The 16,932-nt window shown below is 45.4% G+C and carries 18 protein-coding genes; 14 read left to right on the top strand and 4 right to left on the bottom strand.

Annotation, left to right across the window (positions count from 1 at the left end; genetic code table 11):
* Positions 1-70 precede the first annotated feature (70 nt).
* The 10 genes from GPK90_RS03110 to GPK90_RS03065 all read left to right on the top strand — a co-directional run bounded on the left by GPK90_RS03110 (position 71) and on the right by GPK90_RS03065 (position 8,273).
* Complete coding sequence (locus GPK90_RS03110) at positions 71-670, top strand: sortase (protein ID WP_215702122.1); 600 nt, start codon at positions 71-73, stop codon at positions 668-670.
* A gap of 28 nt (positions 671-698) precedes the next feature.
* Positions 699-1,208 (top strand): PAS domain-containing protein, encoded by a 510-nt coding sequence (locus tag GPK90_RS03105; protein ID WP_215702121.1) that lies wholly within the window; start codon positions 699-701, stop codon positions 1,206-1,208.
* Positions 1,209-1,473: 265 nt separating this feature from the next.
* A complete protein-coding gene (locus GPK90_RS03100) occupies positions 1,474-1,707 on the top strand; it encodes a hypothetical protein (RefSeq protein ID WP_147353644.1) in 234 nt (77 codons plus the stop codon).
* A gap of 125 nt (positions 1,708-1,832) precedes the next feature.
* The gene (locus GPK90_RS03095) at positions 1,833-2,882 is read left to right on the top strand and encodes a PHP domain-containing protein (RefSeq protein ID WP_215702120.1); all 1,050 of its coding nucleotides are present in this window, start codon (positions 1,833-1,835) and stop codon (positions 2,880-2,882) included.
* Positions 2,883-3,779: 897 nt separating this feature from the next.
* The gene (locus GPK90_RS03090; RefSeq protein ID WP_118297493.1) at positions 3,780-4,040 is read left to right on the top strand and encodes a type II toxin-antitoxin system Phd/YefM family antitoxin; all 261 of its coding nucleotides are present in this window, start codon (positions 3,780-3,782) and stop codon (positions 4,038-4,040) included.
* Positions 4,030-4,257: a type II toxin-antitoxin system RelE/ParE family toxin gene (locus GPK90_RS03085; RefSeq protein WP_215702119.1), complete on the top strand. Its 228-nt coding sequence runs from the start codon at positions 4,030-4,032 to the stop codon at positions 4,255-4,257. The genes GPK90_RS03090 and GPK90_RS03085 overlap by 11 nt, the downstream gene beginning before the upstream one ends.
* A 477-nt stretch (positions 4,258-4,734) precedes the next feature.
* On the top strand, positions 4,735-5,469 hold the full coding sequence (locus tag GPK90_RS03080; RefSeq protein ID WP_118605188.1) for a class I SAM-dependent methyltransferase: 735 nt from the start codon (positions 4,735-4,737) through the stop codon (positions 5,467-5,469).
* 155 nt (positions 5,470-5,624) lie between these two features.
* Positions 5,625-5,894, top strand: coding sequence for a hypothetical protein (locus tag GPK90_RS03075; protein ID WP_215702118.1), 270 nt, complete (start codon positions 5,625-5,627; stop codon positions 5,892-5,894).
* Positions 5,895-6,074: 180 nt separating this feature from the next.
* On the top strand, positions 6,075-6,668 hold the full coding sequence (locus GPK90_RS03070; RefSeq protein ID WP_118530106.1) for a ClpP family protease: 594 nt from the start codon (positions 6,075-6,077) through the stop codon (positions 6,666-6,668).
* A gap of 234 nt (positions 6,669-6,902) precedes the next feature.
* Positions 6,903-8,273: a type IV secretory system conjugative DNA transfer family protein gene (locus tag GPK90_RS03065; protein ID WP_215702117.1), complete on the top strand. Its 1,371-nt coding sequence runs from the start codon at positions 6,903-6,905 to the stop codon at positions 8,271-8,273.
* 134 nt (positions 8,274-8,407) lie between these two features.
* On the opposite strand, the gene GPK90_RS03060 is transcribed toward GPK90_RS03065, so the two are convergent.
* A complete protein-coding gene (locus GPK90_RS03060) occupies positions 8,408-9,538 on the bottom strand; it encodes a TM1812 family CRISPR-associated protein (protein WP_118530102.1) in 1,131 nt (376 codons plus the stop codon).
* Positions 9,539-10,007: 469 nt separating this feature from the next.
* On the opposite strand from GPK90_RS03060, the gene GPK90_RS19730 reads away from it, so the two are divergent.
* The 3 genes from GPK90_RS19730 (at position 10,008) to udk (ending at position 11,889) form a co-directional block, all read left to right on the top strand.
* The gene (locus tag GPK90_RS19730; RefSeq protein ID WP_405579226.1) at positions 10,008-10,193 is read left to right on the top strand and encodes a YgdI/YgdR family lipoprotein; all 186 of its coding nucleotides are present in this window, start codon (positions 10,008-10,010) and stop codon (positions 10,191-10,193) included.
* Positions 10,194-10,292: 99 nt separating this feature from the next.
* Positions 10,293-11,213 carry a carbohydrate kinase family protein gene (locus GPK90_RS03050; protein WP_118297490.1) on the top strand — a complete coding sequence of 307 codons (921 nt, stop codon included), beginning with the start codon at positions 10,293-10,295 and terminating at the stop codon, positions 11,211-11,213.
* A gap of 55 nt (positions 11,214-11,268) precedes the next feature.
* The gene (udk, locus tag GPK90_RS03045; RefSeq protein ID WP_118530100.1) at positions 11,269-11,889 is read left to right on the top strand and encodes a uridine kinase; all 621 of its coding nucleotides are present in this window, start codon (positions 11,269-11,271) and stop codon (positions 11,887-11,889) included.
* Positions 11,890-12,021: 132 nt separating this feature from the next.
* Here the strand turns inward: udk and GPK90_RS03040 are convergent, their stop codons facing one another.
* The gene (locus GPK90_RS03040) at positions 12,022-13,068 is read right to left on the bottom strand and encodes a transglutaminase domain-containing protein (protein ID WP_118321689.1); all 1,047 of its coding nucleotides are present in this window, start codon (positions 13,066-13,068) and stop codon (positions 12,022-12,024) included.
* Positions 13,069-13,605: 537 nt separating this feature from the next.
* Between GPK90_RS03040 and GPK90_RS03035 the strand changes: the two genes are divergently transcribed.
* On the top strand, positions 13,606-15,009 hold the full coding sequence (locus GPK90_RS03035) for a uracil-xanthine permease family protein (protein ID WP_118530098.1): 1,404 nt from the start codon (positions 13,606-13,608) through the stop codon (positions 15,007-15,009).
* Between the two features lie 216 nt (positions 15,010-15,225).
* Here GPK90_RS03035 and GPK90_RS03030 read toward each other — a convergent pair whose 3' ends face one another.
* Together GPK90_RS03030 and GPK90_RS03025 are read right to left on the bottom strand one after the other, a co-directional pair.
* The gene (locus GPK90_RS03030) at positions 15,226-16,296 is read right to left on the bottom strand and encodes an NTP transferase domain-containing protein (protein WP_215702116.1); all 1,071 of its coding nucleotides are present in this window, start codon (positions 16,294-16,296) and stop codon (positions 15,226-15,228) included.
* A gap of 232 nt (positions 16,297-16,528) precedes the next feature.
* Positions 16,529-16,915: a winged helix-turn-helix domain-containing protein gene (locus GPK90_RS03025; RefSeq protein ID WP_118530094.1), complete on the bottom strand. Its 387-nt coding sequence runs from the start codon at positions 16,913-16,915 to the stop codon at positions 16,529-16,531.
* Between the last annotated feature and the right edge of the window lie 17 nt (positions 16,916-16,932).

Raw genomic sequence — 16,932 nt, 5'->3', positions numbered from 1 at the left:
TAGGGAGATCGTATATTTGAGATACTATGCGGTCTCCCTTTTTAAAAAATGAAACATAAAAGAGGCTATCATGAAAAGCAAATTTTTAGTAGGAACTGGCCTAATTATGATTGCGGCGGCGGTGTTTCTCATGATATGTAACGTAAGGGAAGAAAGGAAAGCTGGAGAGACGGCAGAAAATATGGTGATTCAGATGGAGTCATTGGAAGCAGAACTGCCAGAACGGCTTACTTCAGAAAGTGAGGAACTTGTTCCGGAATACAAGAAGAACCCAGAGATGGAAATGCCAACAGTAGAAATAAATGGTCAAGAGTGTATTGGAACGCTTGAAATTCCATCATTAGGATTGAAATTTCCAGTTATTAGTGAATGGAGTGATGAAAAGCTAAAAAAGGCACCGTGTCGTTATAGTGGCTCTGCGTACCTGAATAATCTTATTATTGCCGGACACAATTATCGAACTCATTTTTCGGGGATTAAACATTTAAAATTGGGTGATGAGGTGAGATTCAGCGACACAGTTGGGAATATGTTTTTATATGAGGTCTCTGAAATAGAGACTATCGATGAACATAATATTGGAGCAATGGAAACAGGAGAATGGGATTTAACACTTTTTACTTGCACAAAAGGCGGAAGAGCGCGAGTGGCAGTGAGGTGTACGGAATAAAGATAAAATGGGAGGAGGGATCAAGCGCGTGTGTATAATATCAGAGAAAGAAATCGGGCTGCTATTTGCGGATTTTGCATATGATGAAGAAAAATATGGCGTGATTGGTATCTATTACGAAGACGGATATCCACTTTACTGTGCAAATAAAAAAATGGCGCATATGCTGGGATATGATGATACGAATGACCTGATAGAGGGTATTTCTGGAAAAATCCTTGATATCATTCATCCGGATGATAAAGCTCAGGTATTTCAGGATATCGAATGCGATTCTTGTGAAGGTTCTATATATCACAGCGTTCATCGAATGCGAAAAAAGGATGGGACCTGGATATGGACAATTGATGAAGGGAAGGTCATCAAAATACAATCCGGAAAAATGGTCCTTATCAGTATGTGCTCGGATATGGCAGAATTTATCAGGCGAAAGGATGACCTGGAAAAGAAAATATATACTTTAGATCGGATGATAAAAAAGATGCCGGGCGGATGCCGCAACGATACCGATTATTGCTATGAGGGCGAATGCGTTTGAGAAGGATATAAGAGGAAGCATAGAGGTCGGTCTGAACGCTCATCTGGTGAAACCGATGGACGGGAAAAAGATGATAGATATCATGAGACGGTTCCTGGCAAGCAAAACGAGAAAAATAGAATGATGATTAGTTTTTATTAGAAAAGGCGCAGGCGAGAAGCTTGCGCTTTTTTCTTTCTCTGTATGTATGGATAGGCAGTGCATTTTCGCCTTGCTTATTTTCAATGGTAATGTAAGAGAAGGTCGGATAGTCATCAGGATTTATATGGATAAAAAGTTGGTCATAAGGGTAAAAATTCCACTTTTTCCCAAGCACTTCTTACATAATATTCTTAGAGGAAAGAGGAGGTACGCCATGAAGAAAATATTCAATTATTACATACTGACTGCAAAGGAAATGGATGAGATCCAGTACACCATAGACTGGTATCACAAATATAAAATCTTAGCTGAACTGGAGTGGAAGTCAGATGAAAAAGACGCTGAAGTTCCTGAGTAATCTCATAGGTTTTACCGGCCTATGGACAGCACTTCCCATATATTTCTTAGCAAATCAGCAGATTCTCCCGGTAACAACAAAACAGGCATAGATAGCTATCTTGTATAAATGAGAAGGAGAAGCATATGGCATTAGCAAAATGGTATAAAATAGATTTTCATACTCATACGCCGGAAAGTAGGTGCTTTCCGGACAAAAAAGTGACACCAAAAGAGTGGTTAAAGGCTGCTAAGGATTCAGGGCTTAATGCAGTTGTAGTAAGCGATCATAATTCAGTTGGTTGGGTTAGAAAGATAGAAGAAATAAAGACAGAATTTGAAGATGAAAAATTTAAGATATTCTATGGAATAGAACTTTGTGTTTCATCAGATTTTACACATTTTCTCATCATTTTTGATGATAATAAGATGTCTGTAACTGAAATTGAAGATGCAGTTGTACAATATCTAGGATTAGCAAGAAAAGATTGGGCTGATACGACTGTTAATGTATCTGAAGATAAATTGAAAACATTATGTATGGAATTAAAGGAAAAAATATTTGTAATACCTGCTCATTTTGCATCCAATAAGGGACTCGGTAAAAGTACAGAAAATGCAATTAGAAAATATAAGGAATTTCTTTCGTTCTCAGCTATTGAAGTGAGAAATGATGAAGATGTTAGAGAGTATAGTAATAAACTGAAAAATAAGGCTATTAATAAATATAAAAATGATACACTGAGTTCAATTGTAAAAGTTCTTCCAGAGGATAAATTGCAAATTAAAATTATAGATGAAAATGGAGAAATAGATATTAATGAAGGTTCACCTGGGCAGAAGAGTGCAGCTATTCTTGCATTTATATTAAATAGTGGTGAAAATCCACTGATTATTGATCAGCCGGAAGATGATCTGGATAATAGTCTTATCTACTCACTTGTTGTAAAATCTATAAGAAAGATGAAAAGCAAACGTCAAATTATTATTGTTACACACAATCCTAACATTCCAGTATTGGGGGATGCAGAGGGGATTATTGTTCTTGAACGTAATAATCAGGGAAAAGTTACTTTTAGAAAAAATAAAAAGGCAGGCTGTATTGAGGAAAAACTTATTAGAGAAGGAATTTGTGAAATTATGGAAGGGGGAGAGGATGCTTTCCGTAAACGAGAACAGAAATATCAATACAAATAATAAATATGCTAGATCTATATATTATTTCTTGTAGTTTATTATGAAATACGGGATAATTTTACTTTTGGGATGGTAAAATGCAGTGCTAAGAACTTCAAAAATGAATAGTATTTTATCATGCATTAATGAGTAATATGTTCACCAATAAAAAAGAGTTGCCAAATAGTTTTTTGATGATTATAATGAAGTGGCAACAAATTGGCAACAGAAAATCAGTGAGCCAAAATAATATATGTAACAGAAATAAAATAACGGCAAAAAAGATACAAAACTTAAACAAATATATTTAAGAACATCTTTGGACTTGCCGAGTTTGAATAAAATACTATTGTTAACAGAGGATGCGGGAATATATTTCTGCACCCTTTGTTAATTGTCAGATGAAAGTCTGTGAGTTGAAAAACATTATTATATATTTGCTTATGTAAAAAGGCGATTGATTTATTCAGTCGCTTTTTTGTTTTCAAAAAAGTAACTGAGATTGTTTGCTTTGTGTTGAAATTATTCGTCGTATTGTAACGAACACTTTGGCTTGGTATAGGAACGCTGAATAGTCAGCCCCCTTGCGGGGCTGTGAGTTAAAACAAAAATCAGGTAATCGACTTTTCTGCCGCCCTCAAAGTCAGCCTTCTTGTGGATTGTGAGTTGAGACAATTTTTCTCTACATCTAAATGAAAAACTTAAGCTTTCAGCTGTTCTTGGGAGAATGGAATAAGTGCAGTCGGTGAGGACAACTAAATAAAGCCTCCTGCAATATGATGTCGCAAGCCAAACTCAAAACCAGAGGAGGTGTTCCAAATGAACAATGGAAGTTTATCACATACCCAATGAAATAATATAAAATTGCATACATGGTATAATTATGGTACAATTAAACTACATAAAGGAGGTGCTTTTATGCCGCAAATTGTTCCAATTAGTCATTTAAAAAACACTTCAGAAATTTCAGAAATGTGTCATTCTACAAAAGAACCAATCTTTATTACGAAAAATGGGTATGGTGACATGGTGCTCATGAGTATGGAAAACTATGAACGGATGATGAAGTTGTCAAAAGTTTATAAGGAGCTGGAGGAGTCGGAGAGCCAGATAGAAGCGGGGCAGACGATGAATGCGAGAAAGCAGCTTGCATCCATGAGGGAGAAATATGGGTTATAAACTGGAAATTGCGCAGAAGGCATCTGAACATTTGGATCAGTTGCTGGCTAATCTGTTGAATCCGTTGAAAAGCGATCAGGCAGCCAAACATCTTCTTTCGGGAATCGAAGAAATTTATGATCGTCTGGAAGAAGATCCATGGCAATTTCCAGCATGTATCGATTATGTGCTTCGAAAAAAGGAATACCGGAAGGCAAAAATACCGGGCATGGCATAGCTTATGATTTATCGGGTAAATGAAGATATAAGAACGGTCTATGTCATGGGAATCTTTCATGAATTAGAGAACTATGGAAGCAAGTTATAAAGAAGACCTGAGAGAAATCCGGTTGGATGACAATATATTTCCCTGGATATTACGGTAATGGGAAGAGCCGGACTATTTTGAGATGTTCTGCAAAGAACTAGAAGCGTGTGGGATCACATATAGGCTGAAATCGGAAGGACCGCTGATATTGACACAGATGGCGGAACTTTGGCACTGTGTTGCGGTGGTTCTATGCCGATAGTTGGGGTGGGATTTCTTAGAATCCCGCTCCATTATTGAATTTGGAGCTTTTCCAGATCCTTTGGAGGAAGTTTATAATTACGCACATTTTTTGACATGGAAAAGATTATGATGGCAGATGAAAAAAATCAGCAGTATTCCAGTTGCAAATGAGGTTCACTAGAAAGCGAAAGAGAGAACAATAAAATGAACAACAAGATCGTAGTCTGCCTCGGAAAAGGTGGGCAGAGAGATATGGCAGAGTCTTTTGCCAGAAAAACAGGAGCGCCGATCGTGGATAAGCCAGGAGAATATCTGACGATTCATTTTGATTCCAAGGGAGTGTCACTGTCAGGATTCGGGTTGACTTATCAGGGAGACTTTGCGGAGACAATGATGCATAGAGTCACCAATGGAAGACTGCAGCATGAGATGCTGGTAAAGGCGGCAAGCTCCGAGAAAGAAGGGCGGAAAGCAATTGATGCCACTGCAGGTATGGGAGAGGATGCTTTTTTACTGGCTGCACAGGGGTATGAGGTGACATTATATGAGCAGAATCCGGTGGTCGCTGCACTTCTGAAGGATGCCATCCGTCGTGCAAAAAAGAATCAGATTTTAAAGGATATCGCCGGCCGCATGAAAGTAGTGGAGGCAGATAGTGTGGAATGCATGTCAAAGCTTTTGGATCCGGTAGATGTGATTTATCTGGATCCGATGTTTCCTGCGAGACAAAAATCCAGTCTGATCAATAAAAAACTTCAGCTGATCCAGAAGCTGGAGCCGCCATGCTCGGAGGAAACAGATCTTTTTGATGCGGCACTAAAAGTCGGTCCGTCCAGAATTATCGTTAAGCGGCCATTGAAAAGTGAATGTCTTGCAGGCAGAGAGCCTTCTTATACATTGAAGGGGAAGGCAATTCGGTATGATTGCTATGTGCTGTAAAAACTCCCACTAACAGAAGAATCGCCCGTGCGGTGTGGTCTGAGCAATTTTCCGGGAAATGGGAGATCAATAGTCTTGCAGTCTTAAGGTGCGAATGATATAAAATTTCATGATAAATTGGGCAAAACAAGAAATGCGAACCAATAGATAAAATAGTGGAATCAAGAGTCATAAAGAATAAAACATCACAGACTGATCCGGATGGCAACATTTACTACCTGAATCCGATCTCTGACAACACCAAAGGTAAAATGCAGACCGGATGGTTATGGATCCCGGATGCAAATGGTGTTAAGAGATGTTACTATTTCAACCCGGTTTCCGATGGCTACCGCGGAAAACTGCTGAGAAATACTGTCATTGATGGCAGTGCCGTGAACGCAGACGGTGCATGGACGGTCAATGGAGTGGTGCAGACGAAATAGGGAAGAGCAAACTGATATGTAAGACATCATAATAAAAATATCACAGGCAGGGGCAGATGAAGCAATCGTGTTTCATCTGCCCCTGCCTTTTTGTGTCCAAAAATTGTGAGAGCCTGAGCATAGAATAAGAATCACAGAGCATAACAGAAAACACACTTTACGATATGAAGGAGGACGCATATGAACACATTACTGAAAAGCGCAGGCGGTATCACACAGGTTTCGGCAGATTCCAGACTGCTGTCAAATCGGCTGATCTTTCTGGAGGGAAAGATCGATGCGGGCAGTGCGGGGGAGTTTGTCCGTCAGATCCTGATCCTGAATCAGGAGAGCACGGAGAAGGCGATCCGTGTCCTGGTCAACAGTGCTGGTGGGGAGATCAGCTCCGGTCTCATGATCTACGATGCGATTCAGGGAAGCCGGGCACCGGTCGAGCTCTACTGCATCGGACATGCGTACAGCATGGCGGCCGTGATCGTTGCGTGCGGATCGCATGGAAGATATATCTTGCCGCATGGGGAGATGATGATCCATGAACCGATGCTTGGGCAGCAGGTTGCCGGGAATTCGTCCTCGATCCGTTCCATCTCGGAGGGACTTTTGGAGATGAAGGGGCGGATCAACCGTCTTCTTGCAAAGCACACAAAAAGGAGTGAGGAGGAGATCGAAAAAGCAACTGCCTACGACCATTTTTTCAGCCCGGAGGAAAGCGTCGAATTCGGACTGTGCGATGAGATCGTAGGATTTGAGAAGATCCTGGAACCGATTCTGTAAATGCTCCTCGCCGGAGTTATCTGGGATTCCATAGTACAAGGAAATAAGATTTGCCCGGAGATAGAAGGCAAAGCCATCGGTGCAGCAGATGCGGGATGGTTTTGATCCACGTCTGAGAAAACATGAGACTGTGAACTGCTGCGGCGCAAAAAGGCACGTGCAGGGGGAGTGTACAGGCCGGTGCAGTAAAGATGCAGTTTAAAATTCTGTTACATAGTTTGGAGGTATGCGTATATGAAAAAAGAACGAGTTATTTTAGGAAAGAACTGTTCCTACAGCGCGGACAGCAAAATCACAGGAGTCAACAATAACCGCGTGATCGTCGGCGGTTCCGGATGCGGAAAAACGGTTTCCATCCTGGAGCCGGAGCTTTTGGAGCTTCTGAGAGCCGGATCCTCCAACATGATCGTTGTTGCGACGAAGCGGCGTCTGGTCGACAAGTATAGAAATCCATTAAAAAATGCCGGATATACTGTGTATGACTTGAATTTCGCGGAGCCGGAAAATTCGAATTGCTGCTATGACCCATTAAAATATACAAAAACCGAGGAGGACATCACAGATCTGGCATCTGCGATCGTGCTCGCAAATGCGAAAAAAAGCAACTCGAAAATGGACCCGTTCTGGGATGACAGCGCGATCTCGCTTCTCACTGCGGAGTGTGCAGCATTTCTGGCACTTGGTAAGGACTGCTTTGCCGATGTTGTCCGGTTTCAGAGCAGCATGGGTATCTATTCAGCAGGAAATGCAGGAATCACGACCAGCTTCGATAAGGTGATGGAAGAAGCGGCTGCCAGCCGGCCGGAGTATTGTATCGAAAAATACTGGAATACATTCCGGGAGAATCCGGATCGGACTGCCCGCTGCATTTATACATCATTAAACACTGCGATGGATAAAATGTTCACATCCAGGATCTGCAAAGTGATGAAGACAAGACCGGTTATCGATTTCCAGAATGTGGCGAACGAAAAGAGCGTGATCTTCGTGACGACAAGTCCGGTAAAAAAATCACTCCACGCTCTTGCCCAGATGTTCATCTCCCAGGCGGTGAAAGAGCTGTTTGAGATCGCGGAGAAAAAGCCATCCGGTACGTTGAAGAGGCCGGTCCATATTTCCTTCGACGATTTTGCCACCGGCGGGCGGTGTGCAAACTTTCCGGAGTATATCTCGATTTTCCGGGAAAAGGGAATGTCCTCGACGATCCTTCTCCAGTCGGAGGCGCAGCTCCACCAGATGTATGGGAGCGACGCGATCACGATCCTGGATAACTGCGACAGCTATGTATATCTCGGCGGAAACAATATCGATACCGCAAAGAGCATCAGTATTCGGCTGAATGTCCCGGTAAATGAAGTGCTGCACATGCCGGTCGGGCGGGAGATTGTTTTCCGCAGAGGTCAGCAGCCGGTCGTGACGGAACGGTACGATGTCTTTCAGGACGAGGACTACCGGCGGATCACGAGAGAGTACCAGGAGGAGGTACGGAAAAGTGAAGAGGTGATCGGGAGAATAGAAAATCGGTGCCAGAGTGTCAGACGGGCGAGGATGAACCGGCTGCTGAGCGAGGAGGGCGGCGAGGTGGAGATTAGGGAGGTGGAATAGGCGTATAAAAATATCCCGGTCACGTGGGAAATGTGACCGGGATGTTTTTATACGCTTGCGAAAAGACAAAGATCATTACAGATGACTAGGTACGCCGCGCGGGATGCGGACCGCAGACTTTATATAAGGAGTAATCAAGCCTTTAAATCTTTTTCAATCGCCTCGTAAATCTGCACATAAGATTCCAATGCGTGACAAATGACCGCAATAGAGTGACGGTTGCTGTCGTTGCCGGCATGATTTGTCTTATTTCGTTCATCCTTTAACTGCATATGCAGACGGAGAAGGATATTGATCTTCCGGTAGGATTTCGGATTTTCTGCGATATAATATTTGCGAACCGGAAACGTATTATCTTTTGTATTGAGGACGGATATAACCGGATTAGAGTTATATGCCTCCAGCGCGAGATAATTGGTCCGCTCTTTCAGCGGTACAAATGGGACCTTCTTGGAAGGACGTTTCGTATATCCGACCGCCTGCACAATATAGTTTTCTGCAGATTCCCACCCTTTTTTAGGTGAATTCTTCTGGGTGATATAGCTCAGAAAATCGTCACTCAGAACTGGATCCTTTGATTTTGAATTAAAGATAGAAAAAGCAGTTACTGCTTTTTGACCATTTTTTTCTTCTTTCTGCTTCTCAGAAATTAAAAATCCATTTTTCAGAAATACAGCCGGCATTTTGCTCTCCACCAGAGTAAGAGCCTGCTGAATGAAGCCCTTTTCGGTACACCATCTGATCTCATCAATAACACGGCGGTCTTTGTTATTCAGAAGACTATGACCATAGCTGTCACGGATCAGATCCTGGAACATTGTGAGATAACCGACATTCTGGAGAGAATTATTCTGTTTTCCCAGTTTTGGAAGAGAATCAGAAAGATTCTTTAACCCAGTTTCGAATTTTGTAACATCGCAAAGCTGAATACCTTCCGCAATCGTCTGCATATTTGCTAAAACTTCCTGTTCATCGCTATTGCTGCTTTTAAGAGCAGTATCCGAATGGGATTTTTCCGGTGCGATCGCCTGCTTCAGCGATGCAGTTTGTCCGTAATAGATACATTCATGAATGCCGGATACGAAATTCATGATCTTAAAAATTTCAGAAGCAGAGGTAAAAACAGCGCGAGGTCTGGAGTATTCAATGCTGTGAATATTTTTTTCCGGGATTGTGATGCCTTCCATCTGAAGCAGGGAGAGGATACTGTTCAGAGCTTCTTGATCAGTTCGGATACCACCGTGAGTGTCTACATGAATATCCATATTTGGGTAATGCTTTTTCAGAGAACGAATTTGCTTGACCACTTCGTTGATGAAAAGTACAGTCTTTTGCGTACGCCGCTCCTGGGTGTCAGATGACTTGGGAGAAGTATCTATATCCGTGTGAATTTCCTTATCAGACAATGAAGTGATCGAAGTTATACAATGGCGAAGAAATCAAAACAGACACAGGCGTGACAGAGCTGGAAGAGCAGAGAGTGTCTGGCGGGAGCAAAAGCGGAACAGGCAGGGGATAGATGGACAAAAAATCCATCTGTCCCTTTTTTCGTCAGAAAGAAGAAACCTGTTTACTTTTCCCGAAATCCCTTTTATACTGGGTAAAGCGCATATATTAGCGGCTGTTCAGCGGGGCTGTGCAGTTCCTGCACGGACTGGAAAAAGAGTATGAGTAACGGAGGAGAAGAAGGATGCAAAAATGTAAAAAGGGGCAGCGCTGCTTCTTGCGGCGTCCATGATGACATTTCTGCTTGCCGGATGCGGATCGAACCAGGTGACGACGGAGAATACAGGCAGCTCGGACTACAGACCTGATCGCGGGCTTCCGTATATCATTTCTCTTCTGGTCCTGGCGGTTTCTTCGAAGAAGTCGAGAGCACCGAAGGCGGAAGGAATCCCGTATGATAAGGGACAGAGATAAGATCAGGGAAAAATTTTTGTCTGGGGCAGTCCGGAATGGGAAACTGCCCCAGATGTTGTGAAAGTGTTATGCTAGAGATAAAGGAGAAGAATATATAAGATGGGAATCGTTGTAATCGGAGATGTTTTTATTGATATTAAGGGATATTCCTTATCCCCGTATATCCCGCAGGGAAGAAATGCCGGAACGGTCATTCAGATCCATGGCGGAGTAGCAAGAAATGTGGCGGAGAATATCGCAAACATCGAGTTAAAGCCGACGTTCATCAGCGCTGTGGACAACAACGCGATGGGTGATGATGTGATCGAGAAGCTGAAACGCCATAAAGTTGAGACAAAGTATATGAAAAAGGTTGAGAACGGAATGGGAACATGGCTTGCCGTTTTCGACCATGAAGGAGATGTTGTCGCCTCCATTTCCAAGAGACCGGATCATAAGCCGATCGAGCAGATCCTCGATGAGTATGGGGACGAGATCTTCAAGGACGCGGACAGCATCGCGATCGAGATCGACACGGATAAGGAGATCGTGAAAAAGACATTTGCGTATGCGGAAAAGTATGGGAAAGAGGTCTACGCACTCGTGTCCAACATGACGATCGCAGTCGAGAGACGGGACTTCCTGCGCAGAACAGCATGTTTTGTCTGCAACCAGCAGGAAGCCGGGATCCTTTTTTCCGAGGATTATGAACACATGACAGCGGCGGAGCTCGCGAAGGTCCTTCCGGAGCGCGTTCGCTCAGCGCAGATTGCCCGCATGGTTGTGACCATGGGCGGGGACGGCGCTCTCTATGTGGATAAAGACGGAAGTACCGGGATCTATCCGGCAAGAAAAGTGGATGTTGTCGACACGACAGGCGCAGGAGATGCATTCTTCTCAGGTGTCTGCATCGGTCTGACTTACGGAAAGAGCCTGCAGGATTCCTGCAGGATCGGAACAAGACTTGCAGCGACCGTGATCTGTACTTCGGAGAATATCTGCCCGAGATTTATGCCGGAAGAATTTGGTCTTGTGCAGTAGGATAGCAGCGTACCCGGGATGAACCGGGTACATTCGTTTTATGAGGTGATCAGAAATGAAAAGTGTTATTATCGGAATTGCCGGAGGTTCCGGCTCCGGAAAGTCGACCTTTACGAACAGGATCAAACAGTATTTCGGGGACGATGTGGCAGTTATTTATCATGATAATTACTACCGCAGACAGGACGGAATTCCGTTTGAAGAGCGTGTGAAGGTCAACTATGACCATCCGGATTCGTTGGAGACGGATCTTCTGGTGGAGCATTTGAAGGAATTGAAGGACGGCAGAGCGATCGAATGTCCGGTCTATGATTACAGCCAGCACAACCGCTCAAACGAGATCATAAAGATCGAGCCGCGGCCGATCATCCTGGTGGAAGGGATCCTGCTCCTTGCGGATGAGCGCATCAGGGATCTTCTGGACATCAAGGTATATGTGGAGGCCGATGCGGATGAACGAATTTTAAGACGGATCGTCCGTGACGTGGAAGAGCGCGGCAGAGACTTGAGAGGCATTATCAGCCAGTACCTGACGACCGTAAAACCGATGCACTACATGTATGTAGAGCCGACGAGAGCTCTCGCGGATATCGTGATCAACAGCGGAAAGAACGATGTGGCGTTCGACCTCTTCGTCTCGAAGATCGGACAGCTGTTGGAGAGCACGGGAAAATAAAAATTTCATATGTAGGTATGCGAAAACCGCCTGTTGCCAGTAAAGTTGCTGGCAGCGGGCGGTTTTTTGTAGTGTACTTTCTTGCTAATATTGCGCGGGATATTAGCAAGAAAGTAGAGATTATGTGATAACTTATATGTCAGATAACATGGTACCATCTTCCCCTTCATTCGCCTCGTCCATCGTGACGACAGCCTGTGAAACATCATCAGCGTAGTGGAACCTGAGTACAGCCTGGGGCCAGTTTAGCTGGATGTGGGCGGTCTTATTCTGCTCGGTTCCGGCTTTTTCGATGAGTTCGATCAGCTCTTTTAAGACTTCGCGGGTCAGATAGCCGCCTCGCCAGTGGAAGGTGAAGGTCCTGTTTTTCTTTGCAGTCTGCAGGGCACGTTTGTAGACTTCCTCCTGCTTTGTGAAGGAGAGTTTTTTCTCCTTGTAGTAAAAATGATCGCCGTCGGTGCAGGCCGGAGCCGGGGCAATCAGCGGTTCATGGTCACGGAAGATGGCTTTATCATCGAGATTAAAGTAGTCATATCGGATCTCCGCACCGGTCTCGAAGCATTTTCCGAGGCTGTTGTCGAAGGTTGCATCGAGGTGATAATAAGTTTTTCCAATCTTTACGATATTCCAGGTATGGCGGTATTTGATGCCTTTTTCCGGATTATTCCCGCACAGGGCGATCATGCACCAGATTCCCAGAGCATCACAGAGGATCTTGACGGATTTGGCAATTCCCTCACAGACGCCGACGCCGTGTCCGAGGGGACCGATGATCTCGTGGGAGTACGGCTTTTTCAGCTTATCGTAATGAATGTTTTCACAGATGAAATCGTGGATATATTTTTCTTTCTCGATTTCGGAAAGCTTTGCAGCCGGACGGGCAAGTTTTTCTACCCGAGCATTCATCGCTTTCTGATGATCTTTGATCTTGCTCTTTTCGAAGAGATATTCCGGAATAAAGATCAGATTGGGAGAGTCTGCGTAATATTTATATTTGAAGCTTGCGGCCCAGAAGAGTTCCGGGTGGTCCAGGCGGAGTTCAAAGAAGATGTCGCTCAGCGCATGACCGTCGATCTTCGGGACCTGAAATGAGTCAGCGAGACTCAAAAGTCCCTGGTGCATGGCGCGGTAGACGGACTGGCGTTCCCGGTCCATGTGGTTATAGTAGTATGGTTCCATTGTATGTATAGACCTTTCTTGGTTATCGTGATAAATGATCTAGATGTTGGGGTCAAAAGGTCTTTTGCCCCCTATGATACCGGATTGCTCCGTGCTTTGCACTCCCGCAATCCTCAAAAACATTCATAATCCGCTCATTTTTCTACGAAAAATGGCTACTTATTCATGTTTTTGGCGGGTCAAGAGTTCGAAAATCCTCTCGCAAGCAAGCTTGCATCAGATTTCCGACCTTTTGACCCTGGTATCTGATCAATTTAGGATAGCATATTTGGCCATGATTTACCAGTGCTTATACCAGCAATAAAAACATTGACTCTACAACTGTTGTAAGGTTTAAATGAAATTTTTTTCATTTACGTATTTACATCTTTCAAACTTGTGCTTATAATAACGATGCACTACATAAATACTGCTAATAAGACTGCGGAAATGGGAACCCGACCGCAGATCGTGGCAGAAAAAACAAAAAGAATCCGGTCTCACTGTCTGGCAGAATGATAACAGAAGAACCGGAACTTTACGTAAAGGAGAAAATGTATGAGTGAAGAAAACACATCCAACCGGGCACCCTATGAATTTTATGGAAAAATGCCGTTGAAGCAGGCGATCCCGTTAGGACTCCAGCACGTCCTTGCGATGTTCGTCGGCAACCTGACACCGCTTCTGATCATCTGCGGTGCGTGTGGGATCAGCGGAAGTGAAGAATTTGCACATCTGCAGGTCAGCCTTCTGCAGAATGCGATGTTTGTCGCAGGAGTTGTGACTCTGGTACAGCTCTATGCGATCGGACCGATCGGAGGAAAAGTCCCGATCATCATGGGAACAAGCTCCGGATTCATCGGCGTATTTAAGAGTGTCGCAGATACAATGGGCGGCGGAGTTGCAACATACGGTGCGATCATGGGAGCGTCGATCATCGGAGGTCTCTTTGAGGGAGTTCTCGGTGCTTTTATCAAGCCGCTGCGGAAATTTTTTCCATCGGTCGTAACCGGAACCGTTGTTTTATCGATCGGTCTGTCTCTGATTTCTGTCGGAGTGAATTCTTTTGGCGGCGGGAGCAGTGCAAAAGACTTTGGATCGGCGGAAAATCTGCTGCTGGCGCTGTTCGTACTGATCGTAATCCTCATGGTGAAACACTGGACGAAAGGTCTTGCGAGCAACTCTGCAATCCTCATCGGGATCATTGCCGGATATGCGGCAGCGGTTATTATGGGACTGCTCCTTCCGAATTCAGGGATTACCGCGGATGGAGCAGAATATACAAAAGCATGGGTATTAAACTGGAATAAAGTGGCGGAAGCCAGCTGGATCAGTATCCCGGAATTTCTTCCGGTAAGGCCGGTCTTTGATGTTCGTGCGATCGCACCGATCATCATCATGTTTATCGTGACCGCTGTTGAGACAGTCGGTGATATTTCCGGCGTTATTGAAGGCGGAATGGACCGGGAGGCAACCGACAAAGAACTTTCCGGCGGCGTGATCTGTGACGGAATCGGTTCTTCTTTTGCAGCATTATTTGGAATTCTGCCGAATACTTCCTTCAGCCAGAATGTGGGACTTGTGACGATGACGAAGATTGTAAACCGAACAGCTCTGGCATCAGGAGCAGTTTTTCTGATCCTTTGCGGACTGATCCCGAAGCTTGGTGCGATCATCTCCATCATGCCGCAGGCTGTTTTAGGAGGCGCTGCAGTCATGATGTTCTCCTCGATCGTTGTCAGCGGAATCCAGCTGATTACAAAGGAACATATGACTCCGAGAAATCTGACGATCGTGTCAGTCGCACTCGGTGTCGGATATGGAATGGGAGCGAACACGGCAATTCTTGCGCAGACACCGCAGGCTGTCCAGCTGATCTTCGGCGGTTCCGGAATCGTTCCGGCGGCGCTGGTTGCGATCCTGTTAAACCTGCTGCTTCCGAAGGATGATAAGAACCTGTAGAGGTCAGAGATAAAAAGATAATAGAATGATAAAAAGAAACCGGAGGTGATCCAGGATGAATGTATGTCCTGGATGATCTCCGGTTTTATTTACGCGAACAACGAGCCAAAGTCTGCGCTTGCGCGAGACCCTGGCGACTGTCGCGATAACAAGGGGAAAACTCGTGAAGCGTGTTTTCACTTGTTGTGGTACATGAAGAAAAAACATTAGAGACTTCTAAAAATTTTTCAGATATTCCAATTCCTCCGGTGTATCGGCATCTGCAAGCTCCAGCGGAGAGGCAGCCGGGAAATAACGGACATGTTGCGGATATTTTTTCAGGAGTACATTTCCTCCGGAGTTGTCCGGAAGTGTGAGAAGCTCATTGAAATACCGGCGATCAAAGAGGATCGGGTTCCCGGGGGATTTGACCTCTCCATGCTCCATTGATGCGAGCCGGAGAATTTCGCCGCACGAACGATAAGCTTGAGTAGCAAATGTCAATACCATCGCTTCGATCGTTTCGCGCGAAAGAAGCGGCTGGTCCCCGAGTGCAAATATGCATCCGGCGAGATCTGGATTTTTTCCCAACAGCGCGGAGAGACCGAGTTTTACCGTGTGGTTCCGGTACGGCATCGTGTGGAGCAGGACCGGAATCTCGCGCTCCCGGCAGAGAGACTCGACCTCCGGAGATCTCGTCACGACGATCCGTGCCGCGAAGAGCGGTCCGTCTGTGGCGGACAGGATCCGGGTAATCAGCGGTTTTCCGTTAAAATCAGCCATCAGTTTGTTGGACCCGAATCGTTTTCCAAGCCCCGATGCCATGATCACACAGCCGACGGGGAGAACCGGATGGTCAAGGTCATAGACATAGACATCGTCTCTGGCACGCAGGGCGTCGAGGAACGGCGTGGACTGGCTGCGGAGAACAGCGATCACCCGCTTTGTATCGAACAGGTGGAAAATGGCATCACAGAATTCCGGGCAGGAGCTTTCAAGGTAGCCGAGTTCGTCGATGACGGCGAAAGCGGCGGGAGAGTCGATCGCCCGTTTTATGGAAGCAAGACCGCCGCCGAGAAAACCGTTGAGATCCGGAACCATCTGATTGCCGGAAGAAGCGGATGAAGCCGCCGATTTCCCGGAATCAGAATCTGCCGGAAAGGCATGGAAAGAGAACTTTGGACGGTAAATTCCGATCCGCGAGGTTTCTCCGGTCAGATTGTCAGTCAGCTCAACGCGGTCCTGTTTGAAAGCATGTGTTGTAAAGCCGGGAAACATCTGCAGGCGGGATTCGGCTTGACCAGGCAAAAACGGAATGTCTGAGATATGTCTTCGCAATCCGTGAAACACCGGCAGGCAGGATCCGGGCAGAGAGGAGTCGGCGGAGACAGGATTCCGGAGACTTTCAGATATTTCACTGGAAATCGTATCAGCCGGAAAATCCGGCAATGTCAGAATTTCCCGCAGCAGTGTGCTCTTCCCACTTCTGCGGCTTCCGGTGATGATCAGATGCCGCTTTTTGACCGGAACCGGATCGCTATCAGTTCCCAGGGAATTCTCTTGCGCCGTCTGCGCCGCTGTTGTTTCGGCTATATTTAGAAAAGATCTGAGTATAGAGCTCGCGGCTGCTCTGAATGCAGGCGTTCCGCCAGGTTTCATAATCATGTAAAAACTCCTTTGCTTCCGGTGTCAGGACACTCCCGCCGCCGCCTTTTCCGCCGATCGTTCTGGCGGTCAGTGAAAAACCAAGATTCTTTTCCGCACGCTTCATGAGATGGAGCGCTTTTGTGTATGCCATCCCCATCGAGAGGGCTGCCGCCCGCAGCGAACCGGTCTCCTCGATCAGGTGGAGCAGGCGGCAGGGACCTTCACCGAAGAAGCGGAGATTGTCGTTGTCACATAGAAAGACGCGGATGTCAGATTTCATGAAAAGATCACCTTCTT

This window comes from Clostridium sp. MCC344, from assembly GCF_018785365.1.
In the GTDB taxonomy this organism is placed as follows: Bacteria; Bacillota; Clostridia; order Lachnospirales; family Lachnospiraceae; genus Pilosibacter.
This window is presented reverse-complemented; position numbering and strand designations above follow the sequence as displayed.